This is a genomic window from Sphingomonas sp. OK281 (assembly GCF_900115295.1).
GTDB lineage: Bacteria > Pseudomonadota > Alphaproteobacteria > Sphingomonadales > Sphingomonadaceae > Sphingomonas.
The window spans coordinates 861,912-884,140 of record NZ_FOVZ01000002.1 but is presented as its reverse complement, the minus strand read 5'-3'; the positions used below and the strand labels follow the sequence as shown (position 1 = coordinate 884,140).

The following is a 22,229-nucleotide window of genomic DNA, read 5'->3' as shown; positions in this document are numbered from 1 at the left end:
GGACTCGCGGTCGTGCGGGCGCCGCAGGGAGAGTTCCCGCGGCATGCACTTCGCGCAGAGGCAGTTTCGCACACCATCCGCGAGTCCGGGCGTCCGTGCCCGACCGCACCACCATCAAGCGCGCGACGGCTGCCGACAGGCCCGGCGCGCGCGCGGAGAATCTATAATGACAACGCGCATGCTGATCGACGCACGCCACCGGGAAGAGACCCGGATCGCAGTCGTCAAGGGTAACCGGATCGAGGAATTCGATTTCGAGAGTGCCGAACGCAAGCAGCTCAAGGGCAATATCTACCTCGCCAAGGTCACGCGGGTCGAGCCGTCGCTCCAGGCGGCGTTCATCGATTACGGCGGCAATCGCCACGGCTTCCTCGCGTTCAGCGAGATCCACCCCGATTACTACCAGATCCCCAAGGAAGATCGCGACGCGCTGCTCCGTGAGGAAGCCGAGCACGCCGCCGAGGAAGCCGCCCTTCGCGCCGACTACGACTCGGACGAAGACGAGGGTGACGACGAGGACGACATCGAGCGCTTCGAGGACGATGGCGGGGTAGATCCCGACGTCGCCGAGGAACTCGAAGGTGGCGAAGCGGGCGAAGCACCCCGCCGCAAGCGCAAGCCGAGTGCCGACGATGCCGCGGTCGAGGACCTGCGCGAGCGTCGCATGAACCTGCGCCGCCGCTACAAGATCCAGGACGTGATCCATCGCCGCCAGGTGCTGCTCGTCCAGGTCGTCAAGGAGGAGCGCGGCAACAAGGGCGCAGCGCTGACCACCTACCTGTCGCTCGCCGGTCGCTACTGCGTGCTGATGCCGAACACGTCGCACGGCGGCGGCATCTCGCGGAAGATCTCGAACGCAGGCGATCGCAAGCGTCTCAAGACGATCATGGCCGACATGCAGCTGCCGCCGTCGATGGGCTGCATCGTCCGCACCGCGGGCCTCCAGCGCTCGAAGGTCGAGATCAAGCGCGACTTCGATTACCTTGCGCGTCTCTGGGACGGCATCCGCGAAGCCACGCTCAAAGCGTCGGCCCCCGCGCTCGTCTACGGCGACAGCGACCTGATCAAGCGCGCGATCCGCGACATCTACAACAAGGAAATCGAAGAGGTCATCGTCGAGGGCGAGGACGGCTATCGTCAGGCGCGCGAGTTCATGCGCCTGCTGATGCCGACGCACGCACGGCGCATCAAGCATTACGCCGACCCCGTGCCGCTGTTCCAGCGCGCCGGCGTCGAGGATCAGCTTGCCGCGATGTACCACCCCGTCGTCCAGCTGAAGTCGGGCGGCTACCTGGTCATCAACCCGACCGAGGCGCTCGTCTCGATCGACATCAACTCGGGGAGGTCGACGCGCGAGCATAGCATCGAGCAGACCGCGACCGCGACCAACCTCGAGGCAGCCCAGGAAATCGGCCGCCAACTCCGCCTGCGCGACATGGCCGGGCTCGTCGTCATCGACTTCATCGACATGGATAACAATTCCAACGTCCGTAAGGTCGAGAAGGCGATGAAGGAGGCGCTCAAGAACGATCGCGCGCGCATCCAGATCGGCCGCATCTCGTCGTTCGGCCTGATGGAAATGAGCCGCCAGCGCCTGCGCACCGGCGTGCTCGAAGCGTCGACCCGCGCCTGCCCGCATTGCGAGGGCACCGGCCTCGTTCGCACCGCATCGTCGTCGGGCATCTCCGCGCTTCGCCTCATCGAGGACGAGGCCGCCCGCGGTCGCGGTTCGCTGCTCACCCTGCGCGCGAGCCAGGAAGCGGCGGTCTACATCCTCAACCGCAAGCGCGCCGACATCGCCGAGATCGAGGATCGCTACGGCGTGATCGTCGAGATCATCCCCGGCCAGGACGAGGAAGGCGCACACATGACGGTCGAGGCCAGCGGCCCGCCGCCCGCGCACGCGCCGAAGTTCGTCCAGATCATCGAGGAAGACGAGGACGACCTCCCCGAGGAGATCGAGGACGAGATCGAGGAAGAAGAGGTCGAGGAGGCCGAGGCCGAGCAGCCGCGTCGTCGTGAGGGGGGTCGCGAAGGTAACGGCGAGCAGCGCGCGCCCCGTGAGGCTCGCGATGCGGACGGTGAAGGCGGCAAGAAGCGTCGTCGTCGCCGCGGTCGTCGCGGTCGCGCGCGTCCCGGTGAGGAAGGTGCAGCTGAGGGCGTCAACGAGGACGGCACGTTCGAGGACGCCGACACCAACGTCGAGGAGATCGACGAGGTCGAGGGCGAGATCGTCGAAGTCGGCGGTGGCGAAATGGTCTCGGCTGGCGCACCTGCCGAGCAGGCTAACGGCGCAGAGGGCGAAGGTCGTCGTCGGCGCGGTCGTCGGGGACGTCGTGGCGGTCGCCGCAACGAGCAGGGCGCCGAGAACGGCCAGTCGGTCGTCGTCAGCAGCGTCGACGACGCCCAGCTGATCGCCGAGGCCCCCGAGCCGGAAGCCTATGAGCCGGTCGAGTCGACCTATGCCGAGCCGCCTTACGAGCCGGCGTTCGAACCGGTCGTCGAGGAAACTCCGGTGGCGGAAGTCGTTGAGGGTCCGAAGATGCGCCGTCGTCCGCGTGCCCGTGCAGCAGCCGCAGCGGCGAACATCGCCGAGGCGGTCGCCGATGCAGCCCCCAAGGCTCGCCGTGGTCGCAAGCCCCGCGCGGTCGAAGCGGACGCCGAGACGGTTGCACCGGAGCCAGTGGTTCCGGCGCCGATCGCTCCGGAGCCCGTCGCGGCCGAGCCGGCTGCACCGAAGCCCGGCCGTCGCCGTCGCGAAGCGGTCGCAGAGGCGACGATGGACGAGGTGAGCGCAACGCCCGCCGAGACGATCGAAGCGTCGGCGCCCAAGCCCAAGCGTGCGCGTCGCAAGGCGTCGGACGCGGTGGTCGAAGCCCCGGCGGTTGAAGAGATCGTCGAGGAAGCGCCCGCCAAGGTCGCCAAGCCCCGCGGTCGTCCGCGGAAAGCAGCCGTGGTCGATGCCGGCGATGCCGCCCCGACCGGCGAGCCCCTCGCCGAGCCGATCGCAACCACCCCGCCCAAGGCCGAAGTCCAGCCCCAGGACGTCGCGACCTCGGACACCAACGACGGCGCCAACGACGACCCCGACGGCGCCCCCCGCCGCGGCTGGTGGCAGCGCACTTTCGGCTAACGCAGGACGCTGAGACCAAAGAACGGGCGCGACCGAAAGGCCGCGCCCGTTTTCGTTCGTGGGGAAGCGCCGAAGCTACCGGTGAAACGCTCCATCCGACAAAAGTATGTTTCCCCGCGAAGGCGGGGACCCAGACTGGGCACCCGCCTTCGCGGGTGAACACGACACAGGGGCGATACGAGGTTTGGGTTCTGCCAGTGAGGCACCACCCAGCCCCCCCCTAAACCACCACCCCGGCGAAGGCCGGGGCCCAGTTGGAAAGGTGGTAATAACGAAGCGCCGCCCTCAGTTAGCGACGTGTCCCAACTGGACCCCGGCCTCCGCCGGGGAGGTGCCACATCATGGAGGCCCGACTCCCGCAAGGGCAGGCAAACACCAGCAAGCAGCGCGCGCGCCCCTCAAACCCCTGTCCTACACACCCAAACCCTGCTCCCCTCCCCCAATGCCACCCACACTCCCCGCACCCCCGCAAAACCGCTCCCAGCGTCTGCACTTCCTATACTTCACTCCACCGCACGCCCGACCGCACGACCATTGCCCCCCCGCCCCCAATCGACGATACCCCGTAAAATGAAGCGCCTAGTAGCCGCCGCAGCCACCGCCCTCCTCCTCTGGACGACGCCCCTCCAGGCCCAGTCGATCCTCCGCGACGCCGAGACCGAAACCATGTTCGCGGAGATTTCGAACCCGCTGATCAAGGCGGCCGGGCTCTCGACGCGCGACGTGAAGGTCGTCCTCATCAACGACGAGTCGATCAACGCGTTCGTCGCCGGCGGGCAGACCGTCTACGTCCACTCAGGACTCATCCAGGCCGCCGACAACGCCAACGAAGTCCAGGGCGTCATCGCGCACGAGCTCGGCCACATCGCCGACGGCCACGTCGTCCTCGCCGATCGCGGCACCAAGCCGGCAATGGGCATGTACCTGCTCTCGATGGTCCTCGGCCTAGCCGCAATGGCCGCGGGCAGCGGCGAGGCCGGCGCCGGTATCATGGCGGCAGGCCAGCAGGCGGCGATGGGCACCTACCTCTCGTTCAGCCGAGTCCAGGAATCGACCGCAGACGCCACCGGCGCGAAGTTCCTGCGCGAGGCGAACGTCTCCGGCCGCGGCATGCTCAGCTTCTTCAAGAAATTGCAGCAGCAGGAATACCGCTTCGGCACCGCCAACATCGATCCGTTCATGCAGTCGCATCCGCTCTCCGGCGAGCGCGTCGCGACGCTCACCGCCGACCTGCAAGCCTCGCCCGCCTGGGCCAACAAACCCGACGCCGCGCTGGAGGAACGCTTCCGCCGCGTGAAGGCCAAGCTTGCCGGCTACGTCATGCCCGCCGACCAGACGCTGCAAGCCTACCCGCCCAGCAACCAGTCGATCTACGCGCACTACGCCCGCGCCTACGCGTATCACAAAGCCGGCTACCCCGACAAAGCCGACGCCGAAGCCAACGCGCTGGTAAAGGCCGAGCCCACCGATCCGTATTTCCTCGAGATCAAGGGGCAGATTTTGCTCGAAGCCGGCAAGCCGACCGAGTCGCTCGTCCCCCTGCGCGAAGCCACGGAGGGTTCGCGCAACAACCCGCTGATCGCCACCACCTTCGGCCACGCGCTGATCGCGACCGAGAACAAGGCGAACTACCCCGAAGCGACCAGGGTCCTGCGCACCGCGGTCGGCCGCGACGACCAAAACCCGTTCGCCTGGATGCAGCTCGGCACCGTCTACGAACTGACCGGCGACACCGCGCGCGCCGCGCTCGCCACCGCCGAGCGCGCAAGCATGGGCGGCGACATGCGGACCGCCTCGGCGAGCGCGCAATATGCGCTGGCGAACATCCCGGCCAACACCACCGACTGGATCCGCGCGCAGGATATCGCGATGGCCGCGCAGAACGAGATGGACGATAATCCCAAGCAGTATAAGCGCCGCAAATGAGCAAACTCACATTCCCGGCAATCGCAGTCGCTGGCGCCGTCATCGGAGGCCTCGCGGTCTGGGGCTTTGACCGCCAAGGCGGCGGCGTAGAGCGCGCGCAGGTCGAATCGATCGTCCACGACTATGTCCTGGCGCATCCCGAGATCCTGCCCGAGGCGATGGAGAAACTGCGCGACCGCGAGTCCGGCAAGACCGTCACCGCGAACCGCGACGCGATCGTCACGCCGTTCGGCAGCGCCTGGGCCGGCAATCCCAAGGGCGACGTCACGCTCGTCGAGTATTTCGATTACAATTGCGGGTATTGCCGCGCGAGCCTGCCGATGATCGCCAAGCTGATCGCCGCCGACCCGAAAGTCCGCGTCGTCTTCCGCGAACTCCCGATCCTCAGCGCCGAAAGCCGCATCGCCGCGCGCGCCAGCCTCGCCGCCGCACAACAGGGCAAGTTCGCCACCTTCCACGACGCGCTCTACGCCGGCGGCCCCGTCAGCGACGCCTCGATCGCCGCGGCAGCGGGGAAGGCCGGAGTCGACACGACGCAGGCAAGCTTCACCAAGACCGCCGACGCGGAAATCGCCAAGAACATGGAAACCGCCGCCAAGCTCGGCATGACCGGCACGCCGAGCTGGGTGGTCGGCGACCGAGTCCTGTCCGGCGCTTTGCCGCTCGAAGACCTCCAGAAAGCCGTAGCAGCCGCTCGCGCCGGTTGACGCTCCCCTCCTTGTTTCCCCGCGAAGGCGGGGACCCAGTCTGGGCTCCCGCCTTCGCGGGAGAACAAGAAGGCGCGGGAAGGCCTATCATTCACGTCCCACCACCCCCATCTTCCCCTCACAAAAAGGGGTGCCAATGACCGAACCGATCCTGTCCATCGCGGGCGTCACCAAGACCTACAAGAGCGGCACCACAGCCCTCCACCCCGTCGACCTCGACATCCAGAAAGGCGAGATCTTCGCGCTCCTCGGCCCTAACGGCGCGGGCAAGACGACGCTCATCAGCATCATCTGCGGCATCGTCACGCCGTCCGCCGGCACGATCAAGGTCGCAGGCTACGACGCGATCCGCGATTATAAGCAGGCGCGCAGCCGGATCGGCCTCGTGCCGCAGGAACTCAACGTCGACATGTTCGAGACGGTTCTCGCCACCGTCACCTTCAGCCGCCGCCTCTTCGGTCGCTCGGGCCACAGCGCGTACATCGAACAGGTGCTCCGCGACCTTTCGCTCTGGGACAAGCGCGACGCGAAGATCCGCGAACTCTCGGGCGGCATGAAGCGCCGCGTGCTGATCGCCAAGGCCCTCGCGCACGAACCCGAAATCCTGTTTCTCGACGAGCCCACCGCGGGCGTCGACGTAGCGCTGCGTCGCGACATGTGGAAGCTGGTCCACCGCCTGCGCGAGGGCGGCACGACGATCATCCTGACGACGCATTACATCGAGGAGGCCGAGGAAATGGCGGACCGCGTCGGCGTCATCGACAAGGGCAAGCTGCTCCTCGTCGACGACAAGGCGTCGCTGATGAAGAAGCTCGGCAAGCGCGAACTCGACATCGCGCTCCAGGACCCGATGACGGCGATTCCCGCCGACCTCGCAGAGTGGGACCTGTCGCTGGAAGACGACGGCAAGCGCTTGCGCTACGTGTTCGACGCACAGGCCGACCACACCGGAATCCCGTCGCTTCTTCGCAAACTCAGCGAACTCGGCATCGGCTTCAAGGATCTCGAAACCAGCAAATCGAGCCTCGAAGACATCTTCGTCGATCTCGTCGGAGAACGCGCATGAATACCCACGGCATCTGGGCGATCTACCGCTTCGAAATGGCGCGCGCTCTGCGCACCCTTTGGCAGAGCCTAGTCACCCCCGTCCTCACGACCTCACTCTATTTCATCGTCTTCGGCGGCGCGATCGGCAGCCGGATGCAGCAGGTCGGCGGCGTCGGTTACGGCAGCTTCATCGTCCCCGGTCTGATCATGCTGTCGCTGCTCACGCAGAGCATCTCGAACGCGTCGATCGGCATCTACTTCCCGAAGTTCACCGGCACGATCTACGAGCTGTTGTCGGCGCCCGTCTCGGCGATGGAGATGGTGATCGGCTATGTCGGCGCGGCGACCACCAAGTCGGTGATCCTCGGGCTGATCATCCTCGCCACCGCCTCGTTCTTCGTGCCGCTGCGGATCGAACACCCGTTCGCGATGATCGCGTTCCTGATCCTAACCGCGGTGGCTTTCAGTCTGTTCGGGTTCATCATCGGCGTCTGGGCCAACGGCTTCGAGCAGCTGAACTTCGTCCCCGCGCTGCTGATCACGCCGCTGACGTTCCTCGGCGGCGCGTTCTACTCGATCGACATGCTGCCCCAGCCCTGGCGGACGTTCAGCCTGTTCAACCCGGTCGTCTACTTGGTGAGCGGCTTCCGCTGGAGCTTCTTCGGGGTCGGCGATGTCGCGGTCGGGGTCAGCCTCGCGGTGACGGCGGGCTTCCTTGCGGTGTGCCTGATCGCGATCGCCTGGATCTTCAAGACCGGCTGGCGGATGAAGAACTGACGCCGGAACCATGTTTCCCCGCGAAGGCGGGGACCCAGTCTGGGCTTCCGCCTTCGCGGGAGAACAAGCTTTTCAGCGCATGACCGGCAACGTGATCCGCGAGCCCGCACAAACCTTCTGCGTCGCCTTCACATAATCCGCCGCCTTCGCCCGCCCGATGTTCGGCACGAACGACTGCGGGTTGCGGTCGATCATCGGGAACCAGCTTGACTGGATTTGGACCATAATCCGGTGCCCCGCCTTGAACACATGGTCATGGTCGCGCAGCGGCACGTCCCACGCGACCACCTTCCCCGGCACGAGAGGCTGCGGGGCAGTATCGCTCGCCAGGAACCGCCCGCGCCGCACCTCCATCGCAATCGGCAACTGATACCCATTGAGTGTCCGGGCATAGTCGCCCGGCTGAAGGCTACGGCCCTTCATCGACTCGGTATCGTCGGGCAGCACATCGATCAGCTTCACCACGAAATCGCTGTCCGTCCCGCTGGTCGACGCCTGCAACGTCGCCGACAGCGCTCCCGTCACGGTCAGGTCGGCAGTCAGAGGCTCCGACACATAACCCAGCACATCGGGCCGGTGATCGACGAAACGCTGGTCGTCCGCCTCCCACCATGCCCAGTCAGGACTGGCATAGGTCGCCGACATCGGTCGCCGGCGGAACGGCACCGGGTTCGCCGGATCGGACACGTAGTCGCGGCACCCCTCGCCCGCCGCGGGCGCGGTGAACGACAGGCTGCCGTCCGCATGCAGATATAGGTCGGTCGCCTTCGCCCCGGTCGGAGGCCAGGCGGCATAGGTCTTCCACACGTTCGAGCCCGACTGGAACATCTTCGCCGCAAAGTCCGGCCGCGGGCCCTTGTCGTGCAGCCAGTACGCGAAGAACGGCGCCTGGATCTGTTCCTGGAACTGCGTCCCGCTCGCCGTCCCCAGCGGGATCGGCCCGAGATGATCCGCCACCCCCTGCCACCCGCCATGCCGCCACGGCCCCGCAACCATCTGCGCCAGATGGTTCGGATCATTGCGTTTCTGCTTGGCGTAGATCTGCCACGATCCCCACGGATCCTCCTGATCCCAGAACCCGGCGACGTTCAGCGCCGGCACGGTCGTCTTGCCGAGCGCATCGGTCCAGCGTTGCGCAGTATAGAACGCATCATGATTGGGGTGATCGAGCAGCGACGTGAACATCGGCACGCGCCCCTTGAACACGGTCCGATCGATCGCCTCAGCCGAGCCGGCCTTGAGGAAATAATCGTACGTATCGCTCGGATACGCGAAGTCGGAATTCTTCGTCTTGTCGAGCTGCAGCGACGACACCCAGTCGGTCGCATAGCTCAACCGCAGCGCGCCGTTGCGGTGCAGGTCGTCCGACTGCCAGTAATCGATCCACGCCGCCTGCGGGGATACCGCCTTCAGCGCGGGGTGCGGCTCGACCAGCGCGATCGCGGCGGCGAATCCGGGGTAAGACACGCCCCACATGCCGACCTTGCCGTTGTTGGCGGGGACATTCTTCACCAGCCAGTCGATCGTGTCGTACGCATCGGTAAGTTCGTCGACGGTGGAGGGATGTTCGGTATGCGCCGCGGTCGACAGCGTGAAGACACCGTCCGACTTGAACCGCCCCCGCATCGACTGGAACACGAAGATATAGCTGTCCTTCATCAACGCTGCGAAGCGATCGGCGTTGGGAAACGGCGCATCGGGCACGCCGTAAGGGGTCCGCTGGAACAAGATCGGCAGCGGTCCGGTCATCCCGCGTGGCCGCATGATGACCGTCTGCAACTTCGCATTGTCGCGCATCGGCACCATCACCTCCTCAAACGTGAAAGGCGACTGGGTCATAGTCTGCGGTGCGGTCTGCGCGAGCGTCGCGGCGGGAACCGCCACGGCAACCGCAAGCGCGAACAGGAGGGCGTGGCGCGACATTGTGTTCCCCTTGGAGGTTTGCGCGATTGGACGAATCCACACGTGCAAAGTCAAGTCGCGCGCCATGCTCCGCTCAGTATCGGACGCAATACCAGCGAGTTAAGATCGATCAGCGCGTGCAGGACCATCGCCAGCCACAGCTCGCCGGTCATCAGATAGATCGCCGCCATCAACGCGCCGACGAGCGTGGTCGCGATCACGCCCGCCCGCCCCTGATACAGGTGCATCGCGCCGAACGCCGCCACCGCGATCCCGAACGCGACGAACGCGCTGCCGGTGACGAGCGCAACCAGCAGCGGCAGGAACAGGCGGAAGGCAAGTTCCTCGGACACGCCGGCGGCGATCGACATGGCAGCGGCATGCGCGATCTCCGGTCGGTTGCGCGGGAGCAGCGAGCCGACATTGCCGATCGTCTTGAGTATCCGCCAGTTACGCCGCGTCGCGAGCACTGCGCCGATGATCAGGCCCCCCAGCGCACTGCCGCCGATCATGCCGAGCAGTTCCACGCGGCTGTTGCCATCGACGCTGGGGAGAAGCGCGCGGAGGGCGCCGAACTCGGGCGGCACCGTGACGAGCGCGTCGAGGCGGCCGAGCAGGACTAGCCCGATCATCGCCGGGAGGACGAAGGCGATCGCGGCCTTGGCGATCCACAGGCGGTAGGTCTTCTGGCGCGATGCCGTGTCGGGGCGGCGCTTGATCCGGCGGTAGCCCAGCAGGTCGCCTTTCAGGAACCAGACGAGGCTCATGATCGTGACGAGGAGGAGGGCGTTGGGAAGGATCATGCCGACACTTCGCCCCTCATGCGTTCCACCGCTCGGCCTTGTAGTTCTCCCGCGAAGGCGGGAGCCCAGTCTGTGTCCCCGCCTTCGCGGGGACACATGGTGCTGGTTCACCACCCTAATTCAGTACTCCACCCCGGAAGAGGCCGGGGCCCAATTGGGAAACGTCGCTAACGGAGCTTTGCGCTTAGTTACTCCGGACGTTCCAATTGGGCCCCGGCCTTCGCCGGGGTGGTATTGGGGGATCAATCCGTACGATGCTCACCCTTGACCCAGCGCACCGTCCCTGAAGACGCGCGCATCACCACGCTTTCGGTGGTCATCTTGCCCTTCTTCCGCTTCACGCCCGCCAGTAACGACCCATCCGTCACCCCGGTCGCCGCAAAGATGCAGTCGCCCTTCGCCAGCTCGGACAGGTCATACTGCTTGTCGAGGTCCGTGATCCCCCACTTCGCCGCACGCCCACGCTCGTCGTCGTTGCGGAACAGCAGGCGCCCCTTGAACTGCCCACCGACGCAGCGCAGCGCCGCGCACGCCAGCACGCCCTCGGGAGCGCCGCCCGAACCCATGTACACGTCGACCGTGGTCTCGGGATCGGACGTCGCGATCACGCCGGCGACGTCGCCGTCACCGATCAGCATGATCCCGCAGCCAACCTGGCGCAGTTCGGCGATCAGCGCCTCGTGACGCGGACGATCGAGCACGCACACGATCAGGTCGCGCGCGGGCACGCCTTTGGCGGCGGCGACGGCGTTAATGTTCTCGGTCGGCGTCTTGTCGAGATCGATGATACCCTCGGGATAGCCCGGCCCCACCGCGATCTTGTCCATGTAGACGTCAGGCGCGTTGAGCAGCCCGCCCTCTTCGGCGATCGCCAGCACGGCGAGGCTGTTCGGCCCCGCGGTCGCACAGATCGTCGTGCCTTCGAGCGGATCGAGCGCGATGTCGATCTTCGGGCCCTTGCCGATCGCCGAGCCGACCTTCTCGCCGATGAACAGCATCGGGGCCTCGTCGCGCTCGCCCTCGCCGATCACGACGGTGCCGTCCATGTACAGCGAGTTGAGCGCCTCGCGCATCGCCTCGACCGCCGCCGCATCCGCTGCCTTCTCGTCGCCGCGCCCGACGAGCGTGGAGGCGGCGATCGCCGCCGCCTCGGTCACGCGGACCATTTCGAGGACGAGTACGCGGTCGAGAACCTGGCTGGCAGCAGCGGTCAAAGTCTATCTCCTCGGTATGTTTCGACCCGGATAGGCAGCGCCCGCCGGGTTGTCGACCCGATCAGTCCCTCAGCAGGTCGTTGATCGAGGTTTTGGAACGCGTTTGCGCATCGACACGCTTGACGATCACCGCGCAGTACAAGGCCGGCTTGCCGTCCCCGCCACCGATCGAGCCCGGCACGACGACGGAATAGGGCGGCACTTCGCCCTTAAACACTTCGCCAGTCGCGCGGTCGATGATCTTCGTCGAGGCGCCCAGATACACGCCCATCGACAGCACCGCGCCCTCACCGACTCGCACGCCCTCGGCGACTTCCGCCCGCGCGCCGATGAAAGCGCCATCGCCGATGATGACGGGATCGGCCTGCAACGGCTCGAGCACGCCACCGATGCCGGCGCCGCCCGACAGATGCACGTTCTTGCCGATCTGCGCGCACGACCCGACCGTCGCCCAGGCGTCGACCATCGTCCCCTCGCCGACATACGCGCCGATGTTGACGAAGCTCGGCATCAGGATCGCGCCCTTGGCGATGAAGCTGCCGCGGCGCGCGACCGCGCCAGGAACGACGCGGATACCCGCCGAACGGAACTCGGCTTCACCCCAGCTCGAGAACTTCGACGGCACCTTGTCGAACCCCGGGGACCCCGCCGAACCGCCATCGATCACGACGTTGTCGTTGAGCCGGAACGACAGCAGCACCGCCTTCTTCAACCACTGGTTGACCTGCCAGCCGTCAGCAGTCGGCTCGGCAACACGCGCGGTGCCGGCATCCAGCATCGCCAGCGCGGACTCGACGGCGTCGCGAACCTCGCCCTTGGTATCGAGCCCAAGGTTCGCGCGGTCGTCCCAGGCGGCGTCGATGATGGTCTGCAAGGTCATGATGTCTCCAGGATGGTTTCGAGCCACGGCGCAAGCACCGGCACGGTGAAATCGATATGATCGCGCGCCGCGTCGGGCGACTGCTCGGAGCCATTGTCGATCCACACGGTGGTCATCCCGATCGCCTTGGCCGGCGTCAGGTTGCGCGCCATGTCGTCGGCGAACAGCGACTCCCGCGGATCGATGTCGAACGCCGCGCAGAACCCTGCATAGGCCGACGCATGCGGCTTCGGCATCAGGTTCATCGCGTGGATGTCGTGGATCGCCTCGAAGCTCTCGCCGAGCCCGAGCCGGTCGAGGATCTTGAGCGCATAGGGCTTGTCGCCATTAGTGAAGACGAGTTTCCACCCCGGCAGCTTCGCGATCGCGGCGACCAGCGGCGCGTCGTGCTCCAACACGTCCATCTCGATGTCGTGGACATGCGCCAGGAACGCGTGCGGATCGACGTGATGCTCGGCCATCAGCCCCGACAGCGTCGTGCCGTGATTGTGGAAATACCCCTTCTGCACGCGCCGCGCCTCGTCATGCTCCAGCCCGAGCAGATCCTGGATGAACCCGGTCATCCGCGCGTCGACCTGCGCGAACAGGTCCGCGCTCGCCGGATACAGCGTGTTGTCGAGATCGAAGATCCAGTTGCGGACATGGTCGAGGCGGGGGTCAAGGCGGGCAAGCATCGGCCGGAACCTCTACGGACCGCCGCGCGCGGCGACAAGCGGGGTGCGACACTGCCGACCTTGATGGCCGATGTTTACGATCGCGCAAGGCTTTGCATTCCAGTATGTTACGGAAAATTACAAAAGGGCGGACTGGATGCGCGGCACGAAGGCGGGGCTGCTGAGAACGGCGGCGGTGGCAAGTGGCCTGCTGCTCGCCGCCTGTGGAGGCAGCGGTGGTGGCGGCGTCAACAGCACGCCGGCCCCTCCCACGGTTTCCACCCCGACGCCGACTCCGCTCCCGACGCCAGCGCCCTCCCCTGCTCCGACTCCCGCGCCGACCCCGACCCCGACCCCGACACCTTCCAGCAACGACACCAGCGAATATCGTGCGACCGTCGGCGCGGTCTCGATGAACGCGCTGGCCGCGTACAACGTCGGCGCGACCGGCAGGGGGATCGGCGTCGGCGTGATTGACAGCGGTATCGACCTGCAAAGCCAGGAGTTCGGCAGCCGCGTATCGTCCGCCTCGCAGGACGTCGCCGGCAATAGCTCGATCGACGACGAAGGCGGCCACGGCACCGCGGTCGCCTTCACGCTGGCGGGCCGGAGAAATGGCGCGGGCTCGCACGGCGTGGCGTTCGACGCGACGCTGATCGTCCTCCGCGCCGACCGCCCCGGTACTTGCGCCACCGCGAGCAAGGACGACGAGGATTCGGGCTGCAAGTTCGGCACCGACGCGATCACCCGCGGGCTCGATGCGGCCCGCACGGCCGGTGCGAAGGTCGTCAACATCTCGCTTGGCGGCTCCGAGATGCCGCAAAGCCTCAAGGACGCGATCGGCCGCGCGACTGCTGCCGGGCTGGTCGTCGTGATCGCGGCGGGCAATGACGGTTCGGTCAATCCCGATCCGTTCACCAACGTCGCCGGCGAAGCGCAGGGCCGCAACCAGGTGATCATCGCCGGCTCGGTCGGCGCCAGCGACGGGATCTCCACCTTCAGCGACCGCGCGGGGACTGGCGCCGCGCACTTCCTAACCGCGGTCGGCGAAAGCGTCCGTGCGCCCGACGCGACCGACACGGCCTATCTCTGGTCGGGCACGTCGTTCGCCGCGCCGCAGATTTCCGGCGCGGTGGCGTTGCTGGCGCAGGCCTTCCCCAACCTGACCGGCGCGCAGATCGTCGACATCCTCTTTCGCAGCGCACGCGATGTCGGCGCCCCCGGAGTCGACGCGGTGTACGGCAACGGCGTGCTCGACCTGACGCGCGCGTTCCAGCCGCTCGGCACGACCTCGATCGCAGGATCGAAAGCGGTCGTCTCTACGATCAGCAACGGCAGCCTGTCCGCGCCGATGGGCGACGCAACCCAGGGCGAACTCGGCGCGGTGATCCTCGACGGCTACAGCCGCGCGTTCGCGATCGACCTCGCCAAGACGATCGCCCGCCGGAGCCCGGAACGTTCGCTCGGCGGCGCGCTCCAGTCACGGTTCCGGACCGTCGCGTTGGCGCAAGGCGGCATGACCGTCTCGATGACGCTCGCGCCGCGCGCGAACGGCGACGTCGCGCTCGATCGCACGTCGTTGTCGAGCGCCGACGCGACCAGCGCACGCGCGATCGCCGGGATGGTGACGCAGAAGCTCGGCAGCACGCTGTCGTTCGGCTTCGGCTTCGCACAAGGATCGAGCGCGCTCAGTGCGCAGTTGTCGGGCCAAGCCGAACCCGCCTTCCTGATCGCCAACACCGGCGGCCTTGGCTTCGACAGCAGCATCCGGGCCTCCAGCGCGATGCGGCAGAGCGTCGGTGGGTTCGGCTTCACCGCGGGCATCGAGAATGGCGACGTCCTGACGCAACGCGACAGCGACCTCCGCCTGCGCGACCGCTGGCAGCGCTCCGTCTACAACCGCGCCTCGCTGACCGTCGACCGCCGCTTCGGCGCGCTCTCGACGATGGTAGCCGCCACCCGCATGGACGAGCGCGACACCGTCCTCGGCGCGCGCTTCGACGCGGCGCTCGGCGCGACCCGCGCAGCAACGTGGTTCGTGGATACCAAGGCGCGGTTCGATGCCGGCGCCGGCTGGAGCATCGGAGGATCGATGCGCCAGGGCTGGACCCGCGCGGCGGTGCGCGGTGGTCTCAGCGGCGACGGTCTGGTCCGCACCAACGCCTTCGCCGCCGACATCGGCAAGGACGGCGTGTTCGGCCACGACACGCTCGGGCTCCGCATCGCGCAACCGTTGCGGGTAGCGCGCGGCGGCATCGACCTCGGGCTCCCGACCTATTTCGATTACACGTCCGGTAACGTCACCGACTGGACCACCCAACGCCTAAACCTCGCCCCGCAAGGCCGCGAACTCGATGTCGAGATGCGCTACGGCGTGCCCGCGTTCGGCGGCGGCCTCGACACCAACCTGTTCTTCCGCCGCGACCCCGGCAACTTCGCGGCGCTCCCGAACGACTACGGCATGGCGATGCGCTACAGCCTGGGGTTCTGATCCCCCCGCCCCCCAATCCGTCATCCTGACGAACGTCAGGATCCAGAGTAACGGGCGTTGCCGTATTAGGCTCTGGATCCTGACTTTCGTCAGGATGACGGACGTAACAGACCGGCGGGGCTGGATAAGCTACCGTTCGGTACCTATCTCTGCCGCATGACACGCTATTCCCTGCTCGATCTGGTCCCCGTCATCGAAGGCGGCACCGTCTCCCAATCGCTCGCCAACGCGGCCGACCTCGCGCGGCACGCCGAGAGCGTCGGGTTCCAGCGTTACTGGGTCGCCGAACACCACGGCATGACCGGCATCGCGTCGGCCGCCACCGCAGTCGTGATCGCGCACATCGCCGCCGCCACGAAGACCATCCGCGTCGGCTCGGGCGGCATCATGCTTCCCAACCACGCGCCGCTGACGATCGCCGAGCAGTTCGGCACGCTCGACGCGCTGTTCCCCGGCCGCATCGATCTCGGCCTCGGCCGTGCACCCGGCTCCGACCAGCGCGTCGCGCGCGCCATGCGCCGCACGCTGGAGACCGACGCCAACGCGTTCCCGCAGGACGTGATGGAGCTTCAGAGCTACTTCGCCAACGACGGCCAGACCGGTATCGTCGCGACTCCGGGCGCAGGCGCGGACGTCGAAATGTGGATCCTCGGCTCCAGCACCTTCGGCGCGCAGTTGGCAGCCGCGCTCGGTCTGCCCTACGCGTTCGCCTCGCACTTCGCGCCCGACGCGCTCGATGCCGCGCTGGCGATCTACCGCCGTGACTTCCGCCCCTCGGCGCGGCTTGCCAAGCCGCACGTCATGGCCGGCTTCAACGTGTTCGCAGCCGAGACCGACGCGGAAGCCGAACTACTCGCCACCTCGCAGCAGCAGTCGTTCGTGGCGTTGCGCACCGGCAACCCAGGCCAGATGAAGCCACCTCTCGCCGGCTATCGCGAGTCGCTCGGCGCGCAGGGCAACCAGATCCTCGACCATGTGCTGCAATGCTCGGCGGTCGGCAGCCCGGCCAAGGTCGCGCGCGGCATTGCGGCGTTCGTCGAGCGGACCGGCGTCGACGAGGTCATGGTCACGAGCGCGATCTACGACCACGAGGCTCGGAAGCGGAGCCTGTCGATCACCGCCGACGTGATGCAGGAATTGAAGATCGCCGCGTAAGTCGGCCGCGAACCGCCTTCAACACAGGCACCGCCCCGGCGGAGGCCGGGGCCCAGTTGGGGGACGGTGGTGACGAATGGAGGCGCTTAGTTACTGCGACCTCTCCAACTGGGCCCCGGCCTCCGCCGGGGTGGTGCCCACCGGGAGACAGTTCACCTACTCCCCCGCCCACTCCTTCAGCAGCGTGTACGCGATCGCATAAGGCGGCGGCGCCACGAACGGCCCCTCCTCCCCGCGCAACACCGCGCGCACCATCTCGCGCGGCACCCACATCGCGTCCTCGAGCTCGTTCACATCGAGCGTGATCGCATCGTCCTCCGCCTCGGCAACGCAAGCCATCATCAGCGAAGACGGAAACGGCCAGGGCTGGCTCGCGACATACCGCACCTTGCCGACCCGAACGCCCGACTCTTCGAGGATTTCGCGCGCAACCGCTTCCTCGATCGATTCGGCCGGCTCGACGAAACCGGCAAGCGCGGAATACCGCCCCGGCGGCCACCCCCTGCCCCGCCCGAGCAGCGCGCGCCCGTCATGCTCGGCGATCATGATGACCACCGGATCGACCCGCGGGAAATGCTCGGTCCCGCAGTTCGGGCACTTCCGCGCCCACCCCGCCCGGAACATTTCGGTCGGCGATCCGCACTTCGCGCAGAAGCCGTGCCGGACATGCCAGTCGATCACACTCCGCGCGCCAGCGTACGTCGCCGCCTCACCCGGCGCGAGCGCAGCCAGCACCGCCATCAGCGCGGGCGAGCGCATCGCGGGTGCATTGTCGACGCGCATCCCGTTCAGCAGCGCCGCGAAATGCGGCCGCCCGCTTTCGTCGAGTCCAAGCAGGATCGGCTCGGCATCGTCGGGCATATCCGCCATCGACGTCCAGGCAAGATGCCCGTGGTCGGTCGTGCCCGGCAGCAGCCCATCGAGCACCAGCAACCGCGCCCGCCAATCGCGCTGCGCCGCCGCCAGCCCTTCCGGATCGTGGCGCAACGCATCCGACCGGTCGAGCGTCCCACCGGTAAACCCAGGTGCCTCCATCACGCTCATCGGCGCAACCTCGCCGCATCCTGCATCAATGCCGCGACCACCTGCTCCCGCAGCGGAATTCGGTCCGCAGGGAAGTAGTTGACCATCACGTTGCCGCGCGACCGCTTGACCGGATCGACCCAGGCGATCGTCCCCGCCGCGCCGCCCCAGGCATAGGTGCCCTTGCCCGGACCGTTCGGCGTGGTGGCCAGCACCACCGATCCGCCCGCGCCGAAGCCCATGTTGCTGCCATTCGTCCCGCCGGTGCCACCGCTTACGCTGCCATAGGTCACACCCGCCGGCAACAAGTTCGACGTCGCCAGCGCGATCGTCTCGGGCTTCATCACGCGCACGCCGTCGAGCATGCCGCCGTCCTGGATCATGTGCAGAAACCGATCGTAATCGCGCGCCGACATCACCAGGCCCGCACCGCCATACGGGAAGCTCGGCTTCTGCAGGAACACCGACGTCGCAGCCGGATCGAGCGGCGTCCGCGTGTCGCCGACGAACGCATAGTTGGTCGCCAGCCGCCCGACCTCGCTCTGCGGCACCTGCCAGAAGCTCGACTTCATCTTGAGCGGATCGAACAACCGCGTCTGGACGAACCGCTCGAAGCTCATACCGCTCGCGACCTCGATCACACGGCCCATCACGTCGAGCCCGATCGAATAGCTCCACTTGGTACCCGGCTCGGCGATCAACGGCAGCGTCGCGACGCGGTTGGCGAACTCCTTGAGTGACTGGGGCCGGACGGGTCGCATCTTCTCTTCCATCGCCGCGCTGACCGACAGCGGCAGGATGCCGAGCCGCTCATATTCCTTGAGCAGCGGCCCCTTGGTGACGATCGTGTAGCCGAGCCCGGCGGTATGCGTCAGCAGGTTGCGGATCGTGATCGGCCGCGTCGCCGGGCGCGTGGTGAGCGACGTGTCGGGGCTGGTCGCGACCTTCATGTCCTTGAACGCCGGGATATATTTGCTGACCGGATCGTCGAGGTTGAGCTTGCCGTCCTCGACCAGCATCATCGCCGACATGCCGGTGATCGGCTTGCTCATCGAATAGACGCGCCACAGCGAATCGGGGCCGGCGGCCGGAGCACTTGGGTCGTCGCTGATCTTGCCCGCCGACGGGAACAACGTCGGCCCATCACCAGCCCCAAACGCGCCGACGATCCCCGGCATCTTGTTCTGCGCAACATAGCTGTCGAACAGCGCGGACGTGGCAGGCAGCAGTGCGTTGACCGGGATCGTCATCCGCGGCGTCGGCCGAGCCTGCGGGCTCACCTGCGGACGCGGTTGCGCCTGCTGGGCATAGGCCGTGGCGGCGGCCAACGCGGCAAGTCCGCCCGTCGAAATCCAGTGCACCAGTTTCATGCAGCTCTCCGTATGGTCTTGCCGGCCTTGGCGAAAACGGTCGGGAGGCCGGCGGTATCCAGCTCGTCGATCGGCCACCATTCGCTTGCCGTTGGAACGCGCAGTTGATGCGCCTCGACCGTCGCCACCGCAAGCGTCAGTTGCAGATCGAAATGCGTAAATCCGTGCGCCACGGTCTCGTCCAGCATCCGCCAGTCCGCCTGCGCCGGCGCGTCCTCGAAACCGGGGGGAACATCACCCCAAGGCCCGGTCGGAAACGCGCGCATCCCGCCCAGCAAACCCTTGTCCGGCCGCCGCACCAGCAACACCTGCCCGTCGCGCTCCAGCCAGAAGATCGTCCCGTACCGCTGAGGCTTTGCCGTCTTGCTCGCCTTCACCGGCAACCGCTCGGGCGCGCCCTGCTTGAAGCCTTCGCAAAACGCGCGGATCGGACACAGCAGGCATTTCGGCGCGCGCGTCGTGCAGATCCCCGACCCCAGATCCATCATCGCCTGCGCAAAGTCGCCCGCCCGAGTATCCGGTGTGATCGAATCCGCCGCCACCCGGATAGCAGGCCGCGCAGCCGGCAAAGGCGTCTGAATCGCGAACAGCCGCGCGGCCACCCTCTCGACATTCGCGTCGACCACCACCGCCCGCTCGCCGAACGCGATCGCCGCCACTGCCGCCGCCGTATAAGCGCCCAGACCCGGCAAAGCGCGCAGCTCCACCTCGGTCCGCGGAAATACGCCGCCATGCTCGGCCACCACGGCCTTCGCCGCTTTCACCAGATTGCGCGCCCGAGCGTAATACCCAAGCCCCGCCCAAGCCGCCATCACATCGGCATCGTCCGCCGCCGCTAAGCTCGCGAAATCCGGCCACCGCGCGGTCCACGTGAGGAACCGCGGCGTCACCGCGGCCACCGTCGTCTGCTGCAACATCACCTCGGACAGCCACACCCGGTACGGATCGACCGCCTCGCCCGGCTTCGCGCGCCACGGCAGGTCGCGACGATGCGCGTCATACCAGTCGAGCAGGGCGCCGGAGACCGAAGAGCGCTTGGCGTTCACGCGTCGCCTATGGCATGGGTTCGCAGATGAGCAAGCCGCCCGTTTCTCTGCCCAAAGCCGCGACGCCCAAGCCGGCGACGAAGCGCATTAAAGGCAGGACCGACCCAGACGCCCCGCGCGAGAACCGCTCGCGCGCGGTCGCCGAGCTGTTGCCCGCGATCGGCGGCGCGGCATTCCGGCGATTCGGCTTCGTCCAGTCGTCGATCGTCAGCCGCTGGCCCGAGATCGTCGGCGCGAAACTGGCGGGCGCGAGCATCCCCGAATCGATCCGTTTCCCGGTCGGCAAGAAACAGGACGGCGTCCTGACCCTTACCGTCCGCGGCGCGCATGCCCCGATGATGCAGCACATCGCGCCCGAAATCATCGAGCGCGTGAACCGCTTCTTCGGCTATGCCGCGATCGTGAAGGTCGCGATCCGACAAGGCGAGGTCGCCGCGCCCGTGCCGCGGAAAGCACCGCCATCGATCCGCCCGGTCCCCGTCGATCTCGGTATGAGCCTGAAGGGCATCGCCGATCCGGAACTGCGCGCCGTCCTCGAATCCCTCGCCGCTGGCGTCGCCTCGACGCACGGCATTCCCAGGATCACCTGATGCGCGTCCTCTTTGCCGTCTTCGCCCTCTTCCTCCTGACCGGTGCCGCGCCCAAGCGCGACTGGTCGCAGACCGCGCGCATCCTCCCCTCGGGCGCCTACCTGATCGGCAACCCCGCCGCCCGCGTGAAGCTCGTCGAATACGCCAGCTACACCTGCTCGCACTGCGCCGACTTCTCGGTGAAGTCCGAACCCGTGCTCAAGCGCCAAATGATCGCATCCGGCTCGACCAGCCTCGAAGTCCGCAGCTTCATCCGCGACCGGCTCGATCTGGCAGCGGCGATCCTCGCCCGCTGCACCGGCCCGAAAGGCTTCTCCGCCACCTCGTCCGCGATCTTCGCCGCACAGCCGCAATGGCTCGAGCGCGGGATCGAATACCAGCAAGGCAACGCCGCGCGCCTGAACATGTACCCGGCGGCGGCACAAATCCGCGCCAACGCAGACGGCTCCGGCCTGACCGCGTTCGTCAAGGCGCGCGGGCTGTCGGACGCGGCGATCAACGCGTGCTTCGCCAACCAGCCCGAGATCGACCGCATCGTCAAACTGACCGCCGACGCGCCGAAGGAGATCGACTCCACGCCGACCTTCTACCTCAACGGCAGACTCGTCCCGCATGTCGGCTGGGAACAGCTCGAACCCGCCCTCCGCAAGGCCGGCGCCCGTTAATTCACGTGATTCACTGGAGTAACCCGATGAAGTTCCTGACCACGCTCGCCGTCCTGCCGCTCGCGCTCGCCGCCTGCTCGAAGAACGATTCGACCGGCAACGTCGACCAGCCCGCCGCCGCGCCCGTCGCGGCCGCCGCAGCCCCCGCCGGCCAGAACTGGACCGAGACGGTCGTGAAGACCCCCGAGGGCTATCTGATGGGCAACCCCAACGCGCCGATCAAGCTGGTCGAATATGGCGCGCGCTCGTGCCCGACCTGCGGCGCGTTCGGCCGCGAGGCCTACAAGCCGCTGACCGAGAAGTACGTCTCGACCGGGAAAGTCAGCTTCGAATTCCGCGATTTCCTCGTCCACGGCGCGCCCGACGTGGCGCTGACCCTGCTCGGCCAGTGCGGCGGCGTCGCGCCGTTCTTCCCGATCCTCGAGCAGATGTACGGCAACCAGATCGCCTTCCTCGACAAGCTTCAGGCGATGACCCCCGACCAGCAGAAGGCGCTCGCCAACCAGCCGCCGACGGTCGTCGCGACCAAGCTCGCCGAACAGATGGGCGCGATCGATTTCGTCAAGCAGCGCGGGATCCCGGAAGCGAAGGCGCGCGCATGCCTCGCGGATCAGAAGCAGCTCGAAGTGATGGCCAAGCCGACCGAAAACGCGATGCAGGCGGGCACGGTTACGGGCACGCCGACGTTCCTGATCAACGACAAGAAGCTCGATCAGGTCGTGAGCTGGGATCAGATGGAGAAGGCGCTGAAGGCGGCTGGGGCGTAAGCTACCCCCGCCATCAGTAACTACCACCCCGGCGAAGGCCGGGGCCCAATTGGGGGACGTTGCTAACGGAGATCAGCGCT

General features: G+C 67.1%; 18 protein-coding genes. 10 read left to right on the top strand and 8 right to left on the bottom strand.

Features of this window, described 5'->3' with window-relative positions; translation table 11 throughout:
• The first annotated feature begins 166 nt into the window (after positions 1 to 166).
• The 5 genes from BM244_RS10155 to BM244_RS10135 all read left to right on the top strand — a co-directional run bounded on the left by BM244_RS10155 (position 167) and on the right by BM244_RS10135 (position 7,590).
• The gene (locus BM244_RS10155) at positions 167 to 3,133 is read left to right on the top strand and encodes a ribonuclease E/G (protein ID WP_254784369.1); all 2,967 of its coding nucleotides are present in this window, start codon (positions 167 to 169) and stop codon (positions 3,131 to 3,133) included.
• A gap of 570 nt (positions 3,134 to 3,703) precedes the next feature.
• Positions 3,704 to 5,059, top strand: coding sequence for a M48 family metalloprotease (locus BM244_RS10150; RefSeq protein WP_093398764.1), 1,356 nt, complete (start codon positions 3,704 to 3,706; stop codon positions 5,057 to 5,059).
• Complete coding sequence (locus BM244_RS10145; protein ID WP_093398763.1) at positions 5,056 to 5,766, top strand: DsbA family protein; 711 nt, start codon at positions 5,056 to 5,058, stop codon at positions 5,764 to 5,766. The genes BM244_RS10150 and BM244_RS10145 overlap by 4 nt, the downstream gene beginning before the upstream one ends.
• Positions 5,767 to 5,902: 136 nt before the next feature.
• A complete protein-coding gene (locus BM244_RS10140; RefSeq protein WP_093398762.1) occupies positions 5,903 to 6,832 on the top strand; it encodes an ABC transporter ATP-binding protein in 930 nt (309 codons plus the stop codon).
• Positions 6,829 to 7,590: an ABC transporter permease gene (locus BM244_RS10135; protein WP_056065813.1), complete on the top strand. Its 762-nt coding sequence runs from the start codon at positions 6,829 to 6,831 to the stop codon at positions 7,588 to 7,590. Before BM244_RS10140 ends, BM244_RS10135 begins: the two co-directional genes overlap by 4 nt.
• 72 nt (positions 7,591 to 7,662) lie before the next feature.
• On the opposite strand, the gene BM244_RS10130 is transcribed toward BM244_RS10135, so the two are convergent.
• The 5 genes from BM244_RS10130 to BM244_RS10110 all read right to left on the bottom strand — a co-directional run bounded on the left by BM244_RS10130 (position 7,663) and on the right by BM244_RS10110 (position 13,063).
• Positions 7,663 to 9,513, bottom strand: coding sequence for a CocE/NonD family hydrolase (locus BM244_RS10130; RefSeq protein WP_093399093.1), 1,851 nt, complete (start codon positions 9,511 to 9,513; stop codon positions 7,663 to 7,665).
• Positions 9,514 to 9,563: 50 nt separating this feature from the next.
• Positions 9,564 to 10,295: a CPBP family intramembrane glutamic endopeptidase gene (locus BM244_RS10125; protein WP_093398761.1), complete on the bottom strand. Its 732-nt coding sequence runs from the start codon at positions 10,293 to 10,295 to the stop codon at positions 9,564 to 9,566.
• A gap of 242 nt (positions 10,296 to 10,537) precedes the next feature.
• A complete protein-coding gene (gene glpX / locus BM244_RS10120; RefSeq protein ID WP_056065803.1) occupies positions 10,538 to 11,509 on the bottom strand; it encodes a class II fructose-bisphosphatase in 972 nt (323 codons plus the stop codon).
• A 61-nt stretch (positions 11,510 to 11,570) separates the two neighbouring features.
• The gene (dapD, locus tag BM244_RS10115; protein ID WP_093398760.1) at positions 11,571 to 12,389 is read right to left on the bottom strand and encodes a 2,3,4,5-tetrahydropyridine-2,6-dicarboxylate N-succinyltransferase; all 819 of its coding nucleotides are present in this window, start codon (positions 12,387 to 12,389) and stop codon (positions 11,571 to 11,573) included.
• The gene (locus tag BM244_RS10110; RefSeq protein WP_093398759.1) at positions 12,386 to 13,063 is read right to left on the bottom strand and encodes a pyrimidine 5'-nucleotidase; all 678 of its coding nucleotides are present in this window, start codon (positions 13,061 to 13,063) and stop codon (positions 12,386 to 12,388) included. Before BM244_RS10110 ends, dapD begins: the two co-directional genes overlap by 4 nt.
• A 136-nt stretch (positions 13,064 to 13,199) precedes the next feature.
• Between BM244_RS10110 and BM244_RS10105 the strand changes: the two genes are divergently transcribed.
• On the top strand, positions 13,200 to 15,533 hold the full coding sequence (locus BM244_RS10105; protein ID WP_093399092.1) for a S8 family peptidase: 2,334 nt from the start codon (positions 13,200 to 13,202) through the stop codon (positions 15,531 to 15,533).
• Between the two features lie 156 nt (positions 15,534 to 15,689).
• Positions 15,690 to 16,688: an LLM class flavin-dependent oxidoreductase gene (locus tag BM244_RS10100; RefSeq protein ID WP_093398758.1), complete on the top strand. Its 999-nt coding sequence runs from the start codon at positions 15,690 to 15,692 to the stop codon at positions 16,686 to 16,688.
• 156 nt (positions 16,689 to 16,844) lie between these two features.
• Here BM244_RS10100 and nudC read toward each other — a convergent pair whose 3' ends face one another.
• The 3 genes from nudC to BM244_RS10085 are packed head-to-tail and all read right to left on the bottom strand — an operon-like array spanning position 16,845 to position 20,094.
• Positions 16,845 to 17,723, bottom strand: a complete 879-nt coding sequence (gene nudC / locus BM244_RS10095) for an NAD(+) diphosphatase (protein ID WP_093399091.1) — start codon at positions 17,721 to 17,723, stop codon at positions 16,845 to 16,847.
• Between the two features lie 5 nt (positions 17,724 to 17,728).
• Entirely contained in the window at positions 17,729 to 19,081 is a 1,353-nt protein-coding gene (locus tag BM244_RS10090; protein WP_093398757.1) for a serine hydrolase domain-containing protein, read from the bottom strand.
• Positions 19,078 to 20,094, bottom strand: a complete 1,017-nt coding sequence (locus tag BM244_RS10085) for an A/G-specific adenine glycosylase (RefSeq protein WP_093399090.1) — start codon at positions 20,092 to 20,094, stop codon at positions 19,078 to 19,080. The genes BM244_RS10090 and BM244_RS10085 overlap by 4 nt, the downstream gene beginning before the upstream one ends.
• A 59-nt stretch (positions 20,095 to 20,153) precedes the next feature.
• Here BM244_RS10085 and BM244_RS10080 point away from each other — a divergent pair, with 59 nt between their 5' ends.
• Genes BM244_RS10080 through BM244_RS10070 form a run of 3 tightly spaced genes read left to right on the top strand, consistent with a single transcriptional unit; the run spans position 20,154 to position 22,149 of the window.
• Positions 20,154 to 20,717, top strand: coding sequence for a DUF721 domain-containing protein (locus BM244_RS10080; RefSeq protein ID WP_093399089.1), 564 nt, complete (start codon positions 20,154 to 20,156; stop codon positions 20,715 to 20,717).
• A complete protein-coding gene (locus BM244_RS10075) occupies positions 20,717 to 21,382 on the top strand; it encodes a thioredoxin domain-containing protein (RefSeq protein ID WP_093398756.1) in 666 nt (221 codons plus the stop codon). Before BM244_RS10080 ends, BM244_RS10075 begins: the two co-directional genes overlap by 1 nt.
• Positions 21,383 to 21,408: 26 nt before the next feature.
• Positions 21,409 to 22,149 carry a thioredoxin domain-containing protein gene (locus BM244_RS10070; RefSeq protein WP_056051660.1) on the top strand — a complete coding sequence of 247 codons (741 nt, stop codon included), beginning with the start codon at positions 21,409 to 21,411 and terminating at the stop codon, positions 22,147 to 22,149.
• Positions 22,150 to 22,229 lie beyond the last annotated feature (80 nt).